Genomic DNA, 14,903 nt, shown 5'->3' with positions numbered 1-14,903 from the left:
CAGCGCCGGACCCTGCGGCAGCGCGGCGGAAACCTGCGCGGCCAGCGCTTCGGCCTCCTCGCGGGAAAGGTCGCCGACCAGCGCGATCACCGCATTGCCGGCCGCGTAGGCGCGGGCGTGGAAGGCGCGCAGCTGCTCGACGCCGATCGCCGGGATCGACTCCGGCGTGCCTTCGCTGGGATGGGCATAGGGGTGTTCGCCGTAGAGCTGGGCGAACAGCTCCAGGCTGGCCAGCTTGCCGGGGTTCTGCTTCTGGAATTCGAAGCCGGCCAGCAGCTGGTTCTTGATCCGCTGCAGCGAGTCCTCGGGGAAGCTCGGCTGGCCGACCACCTGGCCGAACAGTTCCAGCGCCGGCTCGCGCTTGTCGGGGGCGCTCAGGCTGCGCAGGCTGGCCACCGCCATGTCGCGGTAGGAGCCGTTGCCGAAGTCCGCGCCGAGGCCTTCGAAGCCACGGGCGATGGCGCTGACGTCCTTGCCTTCGACACCCTCGTTGAGCATGGCGTTGGTCAGCAGCGCCAGCCCGGGTACGTCGCCGTCCTGGCTGCTGCCGGCGGCGAAGGTCAGGCGCAGGTCGAACATCGGCAATTCGCGGGCCTCGACGAACAGCACCTTGGCGCCTTCGGCGGTCTGCCAGCTCTGGATGTCCAGGCTGCGCCGCGCCAGCGGCTGGTCGCCCAGCTCGGCCAGCGACTCCAGGCGCGGCTTCCTGGCCCCTTCGGTCGCTACGGCGGGCTGGCTGGCTTCGCGGGCCACGTCCTGCTCGACCGGCTGGCCGGGCTGCGGCAGGACGCTGGAGCCATCATCGCAGCCCGCCAGGCCGAAACCGATCGCCAGCAACAGGCCGAACAGGCCATGGCGCAGGGCTTTGGATTCACTCATCACGGGCTTCCTCGGGCAGAACATGGGCGACGCTCAGGCGCGTGCGGGTGAAATAGCTGCGGGCGGCCTGCTGGATGTCCTCGGGCGTGACGGCTTCGAGTGCCGCCAGCTCTTCGTCCATCAGCCGCCAGGACAGGCCGACGGTCTCCAGCTTGCCGATGGTGGTGGCCTGCTGGGTGATGGAGTCGCGCTCGTAGACCAGCCCGGCGATGACCTGGGCGCGTACGCGCTCCAGTTCGTCCGCCGAAGGCGGCGCCTGCTTGAGGCGTCCAGCTCCCGCCAGAGGCCGGCTTCGACCTCCTCCAGGGTGCGGCCCTTCTGTTGGTTCGGCGCGGCGCTCAAGACGAACAGGCTGTCGCCGCGGGCGTAGGCGTCGTACCAGGCCGAGGCGCTGGTCACCAGTTCCTCGCCGCGCTCCAGGCGCTCCGGCAGGCGGGCGCTGTAGCCACCGTCGAGCAGCGCGGAGATCAGCCGCAGCGCGTGCACCTGGCGGGCGTTCTCTTCGGTGGCCAGGCTCGGCACGTTGAAGGCCATCAGCAGGGTCGGCAGTTGGGTCTTCACGTGCAGTTCGAGGCGGCGCTCGCCGGGTTCGTCCAGTTCCAGCGGGCGCTTGGCCGTCGGCACGGCGCGTTGTTCGATGCCGCCGAAGAAGCGCTCGGCCAGGCCACGGACTTCATCGAGCGAAACGTCGCCGACTACCACCAGGGTGGCGTTGTTCGGCGCGTACCAGCGCTCGTACCAGGCACGCAGCTCGTCGGCCTGCATGCGGTTGAGGTCGTCCATCCAGCCGATGGTCGGGTTGCGGTAGCCACTGGCGGGGTAGGCGATGGTCTTGAAGCGCTCGTAGGCCAGCGAACTGGGCTTGTCGTCGGTGCGCAGGCGGCGCTCTTCCTTGATCACTTCGATCTCGCGGGCGAACTCGTCTGGCGGCAGCTTGAGGCTGGCCAGGCGATCGGCCTCCAGCTCGAAGGCCACTGCCAGGCGATCGCGCGCCAGCACCTGGTAATAGGCGGTGTAGTCGTCGCTGGTGAAGGCATTCTCCTCGGCGCCGAGCTCGCGCAGGATGCGCGAGGCCTCGCCGGCGTCGAGCTTGCGGCTGCCCTTGAACATCATGTGCTCGAGGGCATGGGACAGGCCGGTCTGGCCCGGCGTCTCGTAGCTGGAACCGACCTTGTACCAGAGTTGGGAAACCACTACGGGCGCGCGATGGTCCTCGCGCACGATGACCTTCAGGCCGTTGTCGAGAAAGAACTCGTGGGTCGGCTGGCTGTCTGCCGCAGCCAGTAGCGGCAGATACAGGGCTCCGAGCAGCAGGGCGGCGGCGCGGCGTAACGTCAGGGGCATAGTCGGGACTCGTCCAGGTTGGTGCCCGCCCCGGCAGGTTGGCAGGGCGGCGACACGGCAGCCATGGTAATGGCCTGCGCGGGTCAGGCAAAGCCGGGGGTATTCGCACGCCCTGCTCGGTCGCAGCGCCGTGCTTAGCGCACCTGCTTGGCGAGGTGCTAGGATAGGGCCCATTTTGAGGTCGGCAGCCTGGCTGTCGGCGTTTCGCACCCTTGAGAATACCTTCTCCATGTTTGGTTCCAACGACGACAAGAAGACGCCGGCCGAGCCCGGCGAGAAGAAAGGCCTGTTCGGCTGGCTGCGCAAGAAGCCGCAGCAACCGGCGGCCGAACAGCCTGCCGCCGAGCCGCAGGAAGACAGCCTGCCGCTCGCCGAACGGTCCGGGGACGAGATCGAGCAGCCCACGGCAGCTACGCCCGGGGCCTTGCCCGAGCGCCCGGTCGATGCTGAACTGACGCCAGAGCCAGAGCCAGAGCCAGAGCCAGAGCCAGAGCCAGAGCCAGAGCCAGAGCCAGAGCCAGAGCCAGAGCCAGAGCCGGTCGCTGTGCCTGTCGTGGCCGAAACAGCGGCTGCCGAGCCGGCCAGGCTGGGCTTCTTCGCCCGCCTGCGCCAGGGCCTGTCCAAGACCAGTGCCAGCATCGGCGAGGGCATGGCCAGCCTGTTCCTCGGCAAGAAGGCCATCGACGACGACTTGCTCGACGAACTGGAGACCCGTCTGCTGACCGCCGACGTCGGCGTCGAGGCGACATCGGCGATCATGCAGAACCTCACCCGGCGCGTCTCGCGCAAGGAACTGGCCGACAGCGGCGCGCTCTATACCGCGCTGCAGGAAGAACTCAGCGGCCTGCTCAAGCCGGTCGAGCAACCGCTGGTGATCGATAGTGGCAAGCGCCCCTACGTGATCCTGGTGGTCGGCGTGAACGGCGTCGGCAAGACCACCACCATCGGCAAGCTGGCCAGGAAGCTGCAGCTCGACGGCAAGAAGGTCATGCTCGCCGCCGGCGACACCTTCCGCGCCGCGGCGGTGGAGCAGCTGCAGGTGTGGGGCGAGCGCAACGGCATCCCGGTGATCGCCCAGCACACCGGCGCCGATTCCGCCTCGGTGATCTTCGATGCGGTGCAGGCGGCCAAGGCGCGCGGCATCGACGTGCTGATCGCCGATACCGCCGGTCGCCTGCACACCAAGGACAACCTGATGGAGGAGCTGAAGAAGGTTCGTCGGGTGATCGGCAAGCTGGACGAGAGCGCGCCGCACGAAGTGCTGCTGGTGCTCGACGCCGGCACCGGGCAGAACGCGATCAACCAGACCCGCCAGTTCAACCAGGCGGTCGAACTCACCGGCCTGGCGCTGACCAAGCTCGACGGCACCGCCAAGGGCGGCGTGATCTTCGCCCTGGCCAAGCAGTTCGGCACGCCGATCCGTTTCATCGGCGTCGGCGAGGGCATCGACGACCTGCGCCCCTTCGAGGCCGATGCCTTCGTCAAGGCGCTGTTCGCCCGGCAGGACGGCGCATGATCCGTTTCGAACAGGTCGGCAAGCGCTACCCCAACGGCCATGTCGGGCTGCACGAGCTGTCCTTCCAGGTCCGGCGTGGCGAGTTCCTCTTCGTCACCGGCCATTCCGGCGCCGGCAAGAGCACCCTGCTGCGCCTGTTGCTGGCGATGGAGCGGCCCACCAGCGGCAAGCTGCTGCTGGCCGGGCAGGACCTGTCGCGCATCACCAATGCGCAGATTCCCTTCCTGCGCCGGCAGATCGGCGTGGTGTTCCAGAACCACCAGCTGCTGTTCGATCGCACCGTGTTCGACAACGTCGCCCTGCCGCTGCAGATCCTCGGGCTGAACAAACGCGAGATCGGCCAGCGGGTGATGACGGCGCTGGAGCGGGTCAGCCTCAAGGACAAGGCGCTGCAGTACCCGGCGGACCTGTCCACCGGCCAGCAGCAGCGCGTCGGCATCGCCCGCGCCGTGGTGCACCGGCCGGCGCTGCTGCTGGCCGACGAGCCCACCGGCAACCTCGATCCGCGCCTGGCCGCTGAGATCATGGGGGTTTTCGAAGACATCAACCGCCTGGGCACCACCGTGCTGATCGCCAGTCACGACTTGGCGCTGATCGCCCGCATGCGCCACCGCATGCTGACCTTGCAGCGTGGCCGCCTGATCGGCGATGGGGAGGCCGGCTGATGAGCGCCGAACGCAAGTCCGATTCGAACAAGAGCACCGCCGAACGCGTTGGCGGTGCGCTGAAGAAGCCCGCGCAGCACGGCGTCGACGAGCCGGAATTCAAGGTGCTGTTCCACGCCTGGCTGGAAAGCCACCGCGCCAGCCTGGTCGACAGCGTCAGCCGGTTGCTCAAGCAGCCGATCGGCAGCTTCTTCACCTGCCTGGTGATGGCCGTCGCGCTGAGCCTGCCGATGGGCCTCGCCCTGCTGCTGGACAACGTCGAACGGCTCGGTGGCTCCTGGCAGCGCGCCGCGCAGATCTCGCTGTTCATGCAGCTGGAGGTGGATGCCGCGGCAGGGGCGGAGCTGCGCGACGAAGTTGCCGCCATGCCCGACGTGGCCGAGGCGCAATGGATCAGCCGCGAGCAGGCGCTGGAGGAATTCCAACAGCTTTCCGGACTCGGCGAGGCGCTCAAGGAGCTGCCGGAAAACCCGCTGCCCGGGGTGATCCTGGTGACGCCCGAGGAGGTCGACAAGGACAAGCTGGAGGCGCTGCGCCAGCAACTGGCCGGGCTGCCGGGCGTGCAGCAGGCGCAGCTGGACCTGCTCTGGGTCGAGCGGCTGACGGCGATCCTCAAGCTCGGCGACCGCTTCGTCTTCGGCCTCACGCTGTTGCTGGTGGCCACGCTGCTGCTGGTGATCGGCAACACCATCCGCCTGCATATCGAGAACCGCCGCACCGAGATCGAGGTGGTCAAGCTGGTGGGCGGCACCGACGGCTACGTGCGCCGGCCGTTCCTCTACATGGGCGCGCTCTACGGCCTCGGCGCCGGGCTGATCGCCTGGCTGCTGCTGGCCTACGGGCTGGGCTGGCTGAACGAGGCGGTGGTGCGCCTGGCCGGGCTCTACGGCAGCGATTTCGGCCTGGGAGGCGTGCCGGCGGGCGATGGCCTGTCGCTGGTGGTCGGGGCCGTGCTGCTCGGCTACATCGGTGCCTGGCTGGCCGTCGCAAGGCACCTGAGTGAGCTGGCGCCTAGATAAAAAATCCTTATAAAACAGTAGCTTGGTTATGCTGTAAGGGAACTTTTCCATAGGCTTGCAGTCTGTTGCGGCAATGCTAAACTGCTGCAGCTTCATCACTGGAGGTACTGCATGACTACTACTCTGCAACCTGTTCAAGCACTCGTCCCGGGAGCCAATCTCGAGGCCTACGTGCAGACCGTGAACAGCCTCCCGCTGCTCACCGTCGAGCAGGAGCGCGAGCTGGCCGAGCGCCTCTTCTATCAGCAGGATCTCGAAGCCGCCCGGCAGATGGTGCTGGCGCACCTGCGTTTCGTCGTCCACATCGCGCGCAGCTACTCCGGCTACGGGCTGGCCCAGGCCGACCTGATCCAGGAAGGCAACGTCGGCCTGATGAAGGCAGTCAAGCGCTTCAACCCCGAGATGGGCGTGCGCCTGGTGTCCTTCGCGGTGCATTGGATCCGCGCCGAGATCCACGAATTCATCCTGCGCAACTGGCGCATCGTCAAGGTCGCCACCACCAAGGCGCAGCGCAAGCTGTTCTTCAACCTGCGCAGCCAGAAGAAGCGCCTGGCCTGGCTGAACAACGACGAAGTGACCGCCGTGGCCGACAGCCTGGGCGTCGAACCGCACGAAGTGCGCGAGATGGAAAGCCGCCTGACCGGCCACGACATGGCCTTCGATCCGGCCGCCGATGCCGACGACGACAGCGCCTACCAGTCGCCGGCGCACTACCTGGAAGATCATCGCTACGACCCGGCGCGCCAGCTGGAAGACGCCGACTGGAGCGACAGCTCCAGCTCCAGCCTGCACGAGGCGCTGGAAGGCCTGGACGAGCGCAGCCGCGACATCCTGCAGCAGCGCTGGCTGAGCGAGGACAAGGCGACCCTGCACGACCTGGCGGCCAAGTACAACGTCTCGGCCGAGCGGATTCGCCAGCTGGAAAAGAACGCAATGAACAAGCTCAAGGGTTGGATACAGGCCTGAAGCCCGTAGTCGCACCGAGAATCGCGGGATGGTTGGCGCCTCCCGCGATTTTTTTTGCGGAGCCAGCCATGCCTACGCCCTGAGAGCCTGTTCACGATCTAGCGAGCTAGAGACCTGCAAGGCGCAACGACCAACGGGAGTAACAGCCAAAGGCTGGCCCGAAGGGTGAGCGCCAGCGAATCAAACAGGCGAGGAAGCGGAGTTTACTGGTGTAAATGAGCATGACTCACTTCGTTCGCCCTTCGGGCCGCGCTAAAGCGCGTTAGCCGCAAGCGGCTTGCCGAGCCTGTTTTTAACGCCGCAGGGCCGACGCGCAGCAGATCGTGAACAGGTTCTGAAGCCTCGCCAGACACGGGTGGGCTGGGTGGCATTGCGCTTCGATCCATCGGATACCGCCCTGTCACCTTTGGTGGGCTGAGGCCCACCTTAGCGAGGCCGGCTATCTACACAAGCCCCGCACGATCTCCTGTAGGAGCGAGCCATGCTCGCGATGCTCCTGCGTGGCCGGTATTCGTGGGCATGGCCCGCTCCTACGGGCTCCGGGCGATTTGCGCGTTGCTTCAGGCGCTGCGCCGGGCGCTTTCCAAGGCCTGGTCGAGCGCCGCCAGCAGTTGCGCATTGGTGATCGGCTTGTGCAGCCAGATGACTTGCTCCGGGAATAGCGCCTCGTCGAATTGATGGGCGGCGGAGATGACGATGATCGGCAGGCCCTGCATCGCCGGCTTGTCGCGCAGTTCCTCGATCAGCTGGACGCCGCTGCCATCGGGCAGGTGCAGGTCCAGTGTCATCGCCTCGTAGTGCCCGCTGGCGAGCTTCTCGCGGGCCTGGTGCAGGCTTTGCACGCGATCTGCGGCATAACCACCTTCGCGCAGCATCAGGTGCAGCAGGCGGCCGGTGTCCGGTTCGTCCTCCACCACCAGGATGCGCGGCAGTTCCTCGCGGCTTTCCACTTCGCCGGAAGGCGTCTGGACCGGCAGCTCGCACCAGAAGGTAGTGCCCTGGCCTGGCTCGCAGTAGAAGCCGACGCTGCCGCCCATGCGTTCGATCAGTTCCTTGGTGATGGCCAAGCCCAGTCCCGTGCCGGATTTCTGCCGGCTGTCGGAGGCGTCCGCCTGGGCGAATTTCTCGAATACGCGCGCACGGAAGGCTTCCGGGATGCCCGGCCCCTGATCGGTGACGCTGATGCGCACCCGCGAGCCGTGCAGGCTGCTGTGCACTTTGATCTCGCCGCCTTCTGGGGTGAACTTGATGGCATTGGAGAGAAAGTTGCCGAGTACCTGCTGCAGGCGCAGGCCGTCGACCCAGACCAGCACGTCCGCCGGGTGCTCCAGCGTACAGTGCACGCCGTGCTGCTCGCAGAACCCCTGATTGCTCGCCAGGGCCTCTTCGAGCAGGCGGCCGAGGGAGTGCTCGCGTAGCTCGAAAGTCATCTTGCCAGCGGCGATCTTTTCCATGTCCAGCAGGTCGTTGATCAGGTGGCCCAGGCGCAGGCTGTTGCGATGGGCGATCTCGAGCATCTGCTGCATGGCCGGCTGTGCGGCGCCGAGGGCGCCGCCGACGATCAGCCGAGGGCGCCGCTGATGGAGGTGAGCGGCGTGCGCAGCTCATGGCTGACGGTGGAGACGAAGTCGTTCTTCATCTGCTCGACGCGCTTGCGCTCGGTGAGGTCCATCAACGTGCCGCTGATGCGCTGCGGCATGCCCTGGGCATCGCGCTGGATGTAGCCGCGTACCAGCACCGGCAACACGTGACCGTCCTTGTGCTGCAGGCGCAGTTCGTTGGTGAAGCGATCGACCTTGGCCAGCATGGTCTGCGCCAGCCGGGCCTTCTGCTGGGCGAGGTCTTCGGCGACTATCAGCCGCTCCCACAGCTTGAGGTCCGACGGCAGCTCGTTCGGCCGGTAGCCGAGCATGTCCCAGGCGCGGGGCGAGGCATAGGTGGTGCCGGCTTCCAGATCCAGGTCCCAGAGGCCGTCGTTGCTGCCCTTGAGCGCCAGCGACAGGCGCTCCTCGCTCTGGCGCAGGTCATGCTTGCTCTTGGTGATGTGCCGGGTCATTTCCTCGGCCAGCGCCTCGGCGCGGCTGTGGCGCAGCGCCAGCGAGGAGGTGAGGCAGAACAGCAGCAAGCTCAGGCCCAGCCCGAGGCCGACCACCAGCGTTTCGTTGGTATGAAAGCGCGCCTCGAATGCCGGCAGGCTGTCCAGGCGCAGGGTCCAGGTCTGGCCGTAGAGCTTCAGTTGCCGTTCCTGGCTGTATTGGGCGGTACCGGCCTCGGGTATTGCCCCGGTGGCATAGATCAGGTGCTGCGGCTGCTCGTCGGCACTGGCATAGATGCGCAGGGCCAGCGGCAGATTGCTGGCCTGGAAGATGCCGTGCATCAGGTCGTCGACCCGGTAGGGGCTGTAGACGAAGCCGACCAGCGCCTGCAGGCGCTGCTCCGGTGTGGCCAATGGCTGTCCGGCTGCGTATACCGGTACGTAGAGCAGCAGGCCGGCCTGCTCCTGCCCGTGGGTCTCCTGCATCAGCCTGACCTTGGCGGTGATGCTGGTTTCGCCCAGGCGGGCAGCGCGGCGCATCGCCTGGTGCCGGGTCGGCTCGGCGTACATGTCGTAGCCGAAGGCGGCCAGGTTGCGGTCGGCGAAGGGCTCCAGATAGACGATCGAGGTGTAGAGTTCGCGCTGCCCGGCCGGGTGGATGTCGTAGTCGGGATAGCCCTGCGCCCGGACGCTGGTGATGTGCGCGGCACGTTCCCCGGGACGAATGGCCTGGGCGAACCCGACGCCCTGGATGCCGGGATAGCGATCCGGCAGCTGCAGGCGCTCGACATAGGTGCGCCACTGCTCGCGGCTGACCGGCCCGGCCGCATCGAACAGCCCGGCGCCGCCCAGCAGGATCTGCTCATGGTCGACCAGGCGTTTGCGAATCGCCTCGGTGATCTTCTCGCGCAGCATGTCGAACTGCTGCTCGGCCGCGCGGTTCTCGTTGGTGTGCAGGTTCTGCAGCACGATCAGCTGGACCAGCAGCGTGAACGTCAGCACCACCCAGGCAATGCTGTTTCGCCAGGTGAAGTACTGTCGCAGGCCCTGTTCCGGGCGGTGGTCTGTCGCGGGGTCGCTCATCATCTTCGCTGCGGTACGCGGTGGTGAAACCGGGTTTGCTTCCTGCCGAGGCGAATGCCCGGTGGCGAGCAGGCCCAGTATGCCGCAATGCGCGGCATCCCAGCGCCCTGCCGGGCGAGTCTGCGACCGGGCGCACGGCCGCTGCCTCGCGCAGGAAAAGCGCTAGCTTACTTGGCGTGATGGCATATTGATATATCCGGTCCGTCAGCGACGTGCCGAATGGCTCTTCTGCCCGTAGTCCAGTTCGCTCGGGCGCCAATCGATGTCCGCTGCCGGAAGGGGGCGGGCGAAGCCGTAGCCCTGGCCGAAGTCGCAGTCGTGCGCCAGCAGGAAGGCCGCCTGGTCGATGGCCTCGATACCTTCGGCGACCACCTGCAGGCCGAGGTTGTGGGCGAGGCTGATGACCGAGCGGGTGATGGCGGCATCTTCGCGATCCTCCGGCAGCCCCCTGACGAAGCCCTGGTCGATCTTCAGCTTGTGCACGTTCATGCGCTTGAGGCGCTGCAGTGACGAATAGCCGGTGCCGAAGTCGTCGATGGCCAGGTGCACGCCGAGCGCGCGCAGCCGCTGCAGCAGCTCCAGGGCGGCATCGGGGTCCTGCATCACCGCGCTTTCGGTGATCTCCAGTTCCAGGTAACGGGCGTCCAGGCCGCTGTCGGCGAGAGTGGTGGCGACCTGCAGGTCGAGTTCGCCGAGCCCGAACAGCCGGCTGGAGATGTTCACCGCGATGAAGCCGAGCGGGCGACCCTGCAGCAGCCATTCGCGTGCCTGGCGGCAGGCCTGTTCCATGACCCAGCGGTCGATGGCGCTGATCAGCCCGCTCTCCTCGGCGATGGGGATGAAGGTCGCCGGGGCGATCAGCCCCTTCTCCGGATGCTGCCAGCGCACCAGGCTTCGAAGCCGGCGATCTCGCCCTGGCGCAGGTCGTAGATCGGCTGGTAATGCAGGCGCAGCTGCCCTTGCTCCAGCGCTTGGCGCAGTGCGGTGGCCAGCTCGACACGCTGGCGGGCCTGGCTGGTCAGCTCCTCGGAGTAGAAGGCATAGGTGGAGCGGCCGCTGTTCTTGGCCTTGAACAGCGCCGAGTCGGCGTTGCGCATCAACTGCTCGACGTTCTCGATGTCGCTCGGGTAGGGGAACAGCACGATGCCGATGCTTGCGCCGCTGAACAGCTGCCGGCCATCGATCCGGTACGGCTCGCTCAGCCGGTCGAGAATGCGCAGCGCCAGGGCGGTGGCTTTCTCGGCGCCGTGCTCTTCGCAGAGCAGGGCGAATTCGTCGCCGCCGAGGCGGCCGAGCGTCATGCCTTCTTGCAGGTGCTCGCTCAGGCGCGCGGTGACGGCCTGCAGCAGGGCATCGCCAAGGCTGTGGCCGAGGCTTTCGTTGATGTCCTTGAAGTGGTCGAGGTCGATCAGCAGCAGCGCGCCGCTGCGCCTCTGCGACCGGGCGCGCTCGAGTGCCTGCTTGGCGCGCTCGGTGAACAGCAGGCGATTCGGCAGGTTCACCAGCGGATCGTAGTGGGCGAGCTGGTCCATTTCCTCACGCGAGCGCTTGAGCGCCGAGAGATCGGAAAACACCGCCACGTAATGGCTGAGCTGGCTCTGGTCGTCATGGATGCTGCGCAGGTTCTGCCACACCGGATAGATCTCGCCGCTCTTGCGGCGGTTCCAGATCTCGCCGCTCCAGGCGCCTTCGCCGTCCAGGGCCTGCCACATCCGCTGATAGAAGCCGGTGTCGTGCTTGCCGGAGGCGAACAGCCGCGGCGTCTGCCCGAGGACTTCTTCCGCGCTGTAGCCGGTAATGCGGCTGAACGCTGGATTGACATGCACGATGTGCTGTTGCGGATCAGTCACCAGCACGCCTTCCTGGGTCGTGGCGAACACTGCCGCGGCCTGTCGCAGGCTGGCTTCCTGTTGCTTCTGGGTGTTGAGTTGTTCGGCGAGACGGCGGAAATGCTGGCGGCTGAGCAGGTACAGCAGGATGCTGGTGATCGTCACGAACAGCGCGCCCTTGCCCATGTGCCAGGCCTGGCCGCCGCCGGGCAGCTGTTCCAGCAGCGCATCGCCGAGCAGCACCCAGAGCATCGAGAGGACGAAGTAACCCAGGCTCAGCCGAAGGAGGTGCATATTCATTTCTCTTCAAATCCGATCCAGGTACTGCATGAAGAAAACCGCCTGTGCTGTCGGCTGCGGGATTCGCTTGCGGCAGGCGATGCCCCACTAGACGCCGAGCTGGCAGCGGGTGTCACTGCCGTTCATCGCTGCTCAGAGCCAGGCCGGCCACCAGCCCGGGTAGTTCGGCACGATCCGCTGCAGATAATGGCTGCCGCCGAGCTGGCGCATCTGCTGGCGGATCCAGGCGGCGCGGTTGTTCACGTAGTTGTTCGGTTGTCCGGCGCTCCATTGCCGCGGGTTCGGCAGCACCGCGGCCAGCAGGCTGCTCTGGCGGGTCGACAGATAGGGCGCGCCCGTGCCGAAGTGGTGCCGCGCTGCCGCCTCGGCGCCGAAGATGCCATCGGCCCATTCGACGCTGTTGAGGTAGACCTCGAGGATGCGTTGCTTCGGCCACAGCAGTTCGATCAACGCGGTGAACCAGGCTTCCAGTCCTTTGCGCAGCCAGCTGCGGCCGGACCAGAGGAACAGGTTCTTGGCCACCTGCTGGCTCAGCGTGCTGGCTCCGCGCAGCGAACCACCGCTTTCATTGTGGCTCAGCGCCGCCCGGATCGCGCCGATGTCGAAGCCCCAGTGCTCGGCGAACTTTTGGTCCTCGGCGGCGATCACCGCCATCTTCAGGTCGTCCGGCAGCTCGCGCCACGGTCGCCAGTCGCGCGTCAGGTCGATGGCCTGGCCGCTGCGCCAGGACTCGATCTTGCGCTCGATCATCAGGGCGGTGAAGGGGGGCGGCACCCAGCGAAACAGCAACACCAGCAGCGCCGAGAGCGCGATCAGCCAGAGCAGCAGTTTGGACAGGTGGCGCAGCAGAGGTCGGAGCATGTCGCATGGTCGTGGGCGAAAAGAGCGGGCATTATAACGACCGCATCGAACATTGAACGGAAAAGGGAATGATTCGTCCTTATCTCGTGCTCGCCGCCCTGTTCGGCTTCAGCGGCGTCGCCCTCGGCGCCTTCGCCGCCCACGGACTGAAGAACCGGCTGAGCGTCGACTACCTGGCCATTTTCCAGACCGCTGTGCATTACCAGCTGATCCATGCGCTGGCGCTGTTCGGCGTCGCGCTGCTGGCACTGCAGCTGCCGAGTCGCCTGCTGGCGTGGGCGGGCGGGCTGTTCATCCTGGGCACCGTGCTGTTTTCCGGCAGCCTCTACCTGCTGACGCTGACCGGCGTCGGCAAGCTCGGTATCGTCACCCCGCTGGGCGGCACGGCGTTCCTCGCCGGCTGGGCGTGCCTGGCGCTGGCCGGCTGGCGCGCGCGCCGCTGAGCGGGACGAATGGCGGCAGCCTGCGCCTTGGTGCGCTGGGTGGTTCGGGCTAGAATGCCGACCCCTTTCGCAATGGCGGCGAACAGTATGCAGATTCAGTTGAACGGCGAACCCTACGAGCTGCCTGTCGGCCAGACGGTGGCCGAGCTGCTCGCACATCTGGAGCTGACCGGGCGCCGGCTGGCGGTCGAACTCAACCGCGACATCGTGCCGCGCAGCGCGCATGCCTCGACCGAACTCAAGGAAGGCGACCATGTCGAGGTGGTGCACGCCATCGGCGGCGGCTAGCCCGGCCGCACCGGCACCCCTTTACCCGAAGCGTCCGCCGCGGTGCGGCGGGCGTTGTGCTGTATCACGTCAGAACGAGGATTTCCCATGCGCCCAGTTCCGAACGACAAGCCTTTCACCCTGGCCGGTCGCACCTATCAATCGCGCCTGCTGGTCGGCACCGGCAAGTACAAGGACCTCGAAGAAACGCGCGCGGCCATCGAGGCCTCGGGCGCGGAAATCGTCACCGTCGCGGTGCGCCGCACCAACATCGGCCAGAACCCCGGCGAGCCGAACCTGCTCGACGTGATCAGCCCCGAGCGCTACACCATCCTGCCGAACACCGCTGGCTGCTTCACCGCCGAGGATGCGGTGCGCACCTGCCGCCTGGCGCGTGAGCTGCTCGACGGTCACAAGCTGGTCAAGCTGGAAGTGCTGGCCGACCAGAAGACCCTGTTCCCCAATGTCATCGAGACCCTCAAGGCCGCCGAAGTGCTGATCGCCGACGGCTTCGACGTGATGGTCTACACCAGCGACGACCCGATCATCGCCCGCCAGCTGGCCGAGATGGGCTGCATCGCGGTGATGCCGCTGGCCGGCCTGATCGGCACCGGCTGGGCATCTGCAACCCCTACAACCTGCGCATCATCCTCGAGGAGGCGAGCGTGCCGGTGCTGGTGGATGCCGGGGTCGGCACCGCTTCGGACGCCACCATCGCCATGGAGCTGGGCTGCGAGGCGGTGCTGATGAACAGCGCCATCGCCCATGCGCAGAACCCGGTGCTGATGGCCGAGGCGATGAAGTACGCCATCGAGGCCGGGCGCCTGGCCTACCTTGCCGGACGCATGCCGAAGAAACTCTACGCCAGCGCCTCGTCGCCCCTGGACGGCTGATCCGCTGATCGACTCCCTGGCCGGCCCTGGCGCTAGCGTCGCCGGGGCCGGCTTTTTTATTCCTGCAGGTACCCCATGACAGAGCAGAGCACCGCGTCCGAGCCGCAGCAACCCGAACACCGCCGCACCATCAAGAGCTTCGTGATGCGCGCCGGGCGCATGACCGAGGGGCAGCAGCGTGGCCTCGAACAGGGCTGGCCGAAGTTCGGCCTGGCGCTGGAGGATGGCCTGCGCGATTTCGACCGAGTGTTCGGCCGCCAGGCGCCGAGGACCTTCGAGATCGGCTTCGGCATGGGCCATTCGACGCTGGAAATGGCCGCGGCGGCGCCGGAACAGGACTTCATCGGCGTCGAAGTGCATAAACCGGGCGTCGGCGCGCTGCTCAGCGGACTTCTGTCACAGAACTTGAGCAACGTCCGGGTCTACAGTTGCGACGCGCTGGAGGTGCTGCGCGATTGCGTGGCCGACGCCAGCCTGGACCGGGTCCTGCTGTTCTTCCCCGATCCCTGGCACAAGAGCCGCCATCACAAGCGGCGCATCGTCCAGCCGGCCTTCGCTGAGCTGGTGCGCCGCAAGCTGAAGGTCGGCGGCGTGCTGCACATGGCCACCGACTGGGAAGCCTACGCCGAGCACATGCTCGAGGTGATGAACGCCGCGCCCGGCTACCGCAACCTGGCCGCCGACGGACGTTGCGTCGAGCGCCCGGCGGAGCGGCCGGTGACCAAGTTCGAGCGTCGCGGCGAGCGCCTCGGCCATGGCGTCTGGGACCTGAAGTTCCAGCGTATCGACTGAGCAGAACAACC

The 14,903-nt window shown here is 66.9% G+C and carries 9 protein-coding genes and 4 pseudogenes; 8 read left to right on the top strand and 5 right to left on the bottom strand.

All coding sequences use genetic code 11. The annotated features are described in order from the left end of the window. A partial coding sequence (locus tag BAY1663_RS03615) for a pitrilysin family protein (RefSeq protein WP_037038014.1) occupies window positions 1-879 on the bottom strand: 879 nt, incomplete at its 3' end. After that, window positions 872-2,223: pseudogene (locus BAY1663_RS03610) on the bottom strand (M16 family metallopeptidase). The pseudogene BAY1663_RS03610 and the gene BAY1663_RS03615, both read right to left, overlap by 8 nt. 229 nt (window positions 2,224-2,452) lie before the next feature. Here BAY1663_RS03610 and ftsY point away from each other — a divergent pair. From ftsY to rpoH, 4 genes are all read left to right on the top strand, one after another. Next, entirely contained in the window at window positions 2,453-3,739 is a 1,287-nt protein-coding gene (gene ftsY, locus BAY1663_RS03605) for a signal recognition particle-docking protein FtsY (protein ID WP_037038012.1), read from the top strand. Continuing rightward, window positions 3,736-4,404, top strand: coding sequence for a cell division ATP-binding protein FtsE (gene ftsE / locus BAY1663_RS03600; protein WP_037038010.1), 669 nt, complete (start codon window positions 3,736-3,738; stop codon window positions 4,402-4,404). The genes ftsY and ftsE overlap by 4 nt, the downstream gene beginning before the upstream one ends. Continuing rightward, on the top strand, window positions 4,404-5,423 hold the full coding sequence (gene ftsX / locus BAY1663_RS03595; RefSeq protein WP_037038009.1) for a permease-like cell division protein FtsX: 1,020 nt from the start codon (window positions 4,404-4,406) through the stop codon (window positions 5,421-5,423). The genes ftsE and ftsX overlap by 1 nt, the downstream gene beginning before the upstream one ends. A 111-nt stretch (window positions 5,424-5,534) precedes the next feature. Next, entirely contained in the window at window positions 5,535-6,389 is an 855-nt protein-coding gene (gene rpoH, locus BAY1663_RS03590) for an RNA polymerase sigma factor RpoH (protein ID WP_037038007.1), read from the top strand. Window positions 6,390-6,949: 560 nt separating this feature from the next. Here the strand turns inward: rpoH and BAY1663_RS03585 are convergent. The 3 genes and pseudogenes from BAY1663_RS03585 to mtgA form a co-directional block, all read right to left on the bottom strand. Then, window positions 6,950-9,507 (bottom strand): annotated as a pseudogene (locus tag BAY1663_RS03585) (CHASE domain-containing protein). A 204-nt stretch (window positions 9,508-9,711) separates the two neighbouring features. Then, window positions 9,712-11,636: pseudogene (gene dibA / locus BAY1663_RS03580) on the bottom strand (phosphodiesterase DibA). A gap of 132 nt (window positions 11,637-11,768) precedes the next feature. Beyond that, a complete protein-coding gene (mtgA, locus tag BAY1663_RS03575) occupies window positions 11,769-12,497 on the bottom strand; it encodes a monofunctional biosynthetic peptidoglycan transglycosylase (RefSeq protein WP_037038006.1) in 729 nt (242 codons plus the stop codon). A 68-nt stretch (window positions 12,498-12,565) separates the two neighbouring features. Between mtgA and BAY1663_RS03570 the strand changes: the two genes are divergently transcribed. The 4 genes and pseudogenes from BAY1663_RS03570 to trmB all read left to right on the top strand — a co-directional run bounded on the left by BAY1663_RS03570 (window position 12,566) and on the right by trmB (window position 14,892). After that, window positions 12,566-12,940, top strand: a complete 375-nt coding sequence (locus tag BAY1663_RS03570) for a DUF423 domain-containing protein (protein ID WP_037038005.1) — start codon at window positions 12,566-12,568, stop codon at window positions 12,938-12,940. Between the two features lie 87 nt (window positions 12,941-13,027). Next, window positions 13,028-13,228: a sulfur carrier protein ThiS gene (gene thiS / locus BAY1663_RS03565; RefSeq protein WP_037038004.1), complete on the top strand. Its 201-nt coding sequence runs from the start codon at window positions 13,028-13,030 to the stop codon at window positions 13,226-13,228. 87 nt (window positions 13,229-13,315) lie between these two features. After that, a pseudogene (locus BAY1663_RS03560) lies at window positions 13,316-14,100 on the top strand (thiazole synthase). A 75-nt stretch (window positions 14,101-14,175) separates the two neighbouring features. Then, complete coding sequence (gene trmB, locus BAY1663_RS03555) at window positions 14,176-14,892, top strand: tRNA (guanosine(46)-N7)-methyltransferase TrmB (protein ID WP_037038002.1); 717 nt, start codon at window positions 14,176-14,178, stop codon at window positions 14,890-14,892. Window positions 14,893-14,903: the final 11 nt, after the last annotated feature.

Origin of the sequence: Pseudomonas sp. BAY1663 (genome assembly GCF_000582595.1) — a bacterium.
GTDB classification, from domain to species: Bacteria; Pseudomonadota; Gammaproteobacteria; order Pseudomonadales; family Pseudomonadaceae; genus Stutzerimonas; species Stutzerimonas stutzeri_AF.
Note: the sequence above shows the minus strand (reverse complement) of the source record. Positions and strands in the feature narration are given on the sequence as shown.

What these genes read in the sequence shown, in the direction of transcription:
- ftsX (WP_037038009.1), top strand. Translation starts at nt 4,404, where the DNA reads ATGAGCGCCGAACGCAAGTCCGATTCGAACAAGAGCACCGCCGAACGC.
- ftsY (WP_037038012.1), top strand. Translation starts at nt 2,453, where the DNA reads ATGTTTGGTTCCAACGACGACAAGAAGACGCCGGCCGAGCCCGGCGAG.
- rpoH (WP_037038007.1), top strand. Translation starts at nt 5,535, where the DNA reads ATGACTACTACTCTGCAACCTGTTCAAGCACTCGTCCCGGGAGCCAAT.
- thiS (WP_037038004.1), top strand. Translation starts at nt 13,028, where the DNA reads ATGCAGATTCAGTTGAACGGCGAACCCTACGAGCTGCCTGTCGGCCAG.
- trmB (WP_037038002.1), top strand. Translation starts at nt 14,176, where the DNA reads ATGACAGAGCAGAGCACCGCGTCCGAGCCGCAGCAACCCGAACACCGC.
- mtgA (WP_037038006.1), bottom strand. Translation starts at nt 12,497, where the DNA reads ATGCTCCGACCTCTGCTGCGCCACCTGTCCAAACTGCTGCTCTGGCTG.
- ftsE (WP_037038010.1), top strand. Translation starts at nt 3,736, where the DNA reads ATGATCCGTTTCGAACAGGTCGGCAAGCGCTACCCCAACGGCCATGTC.
- BAY1663_RS03570 (WP_037038005.1), top strand. Translation starts at nt 12,566, where the DNA reads ATGATTCGTCCTTATCTCGTGCTCGCCGCCCTGTTCGGCTTCAGCGGC.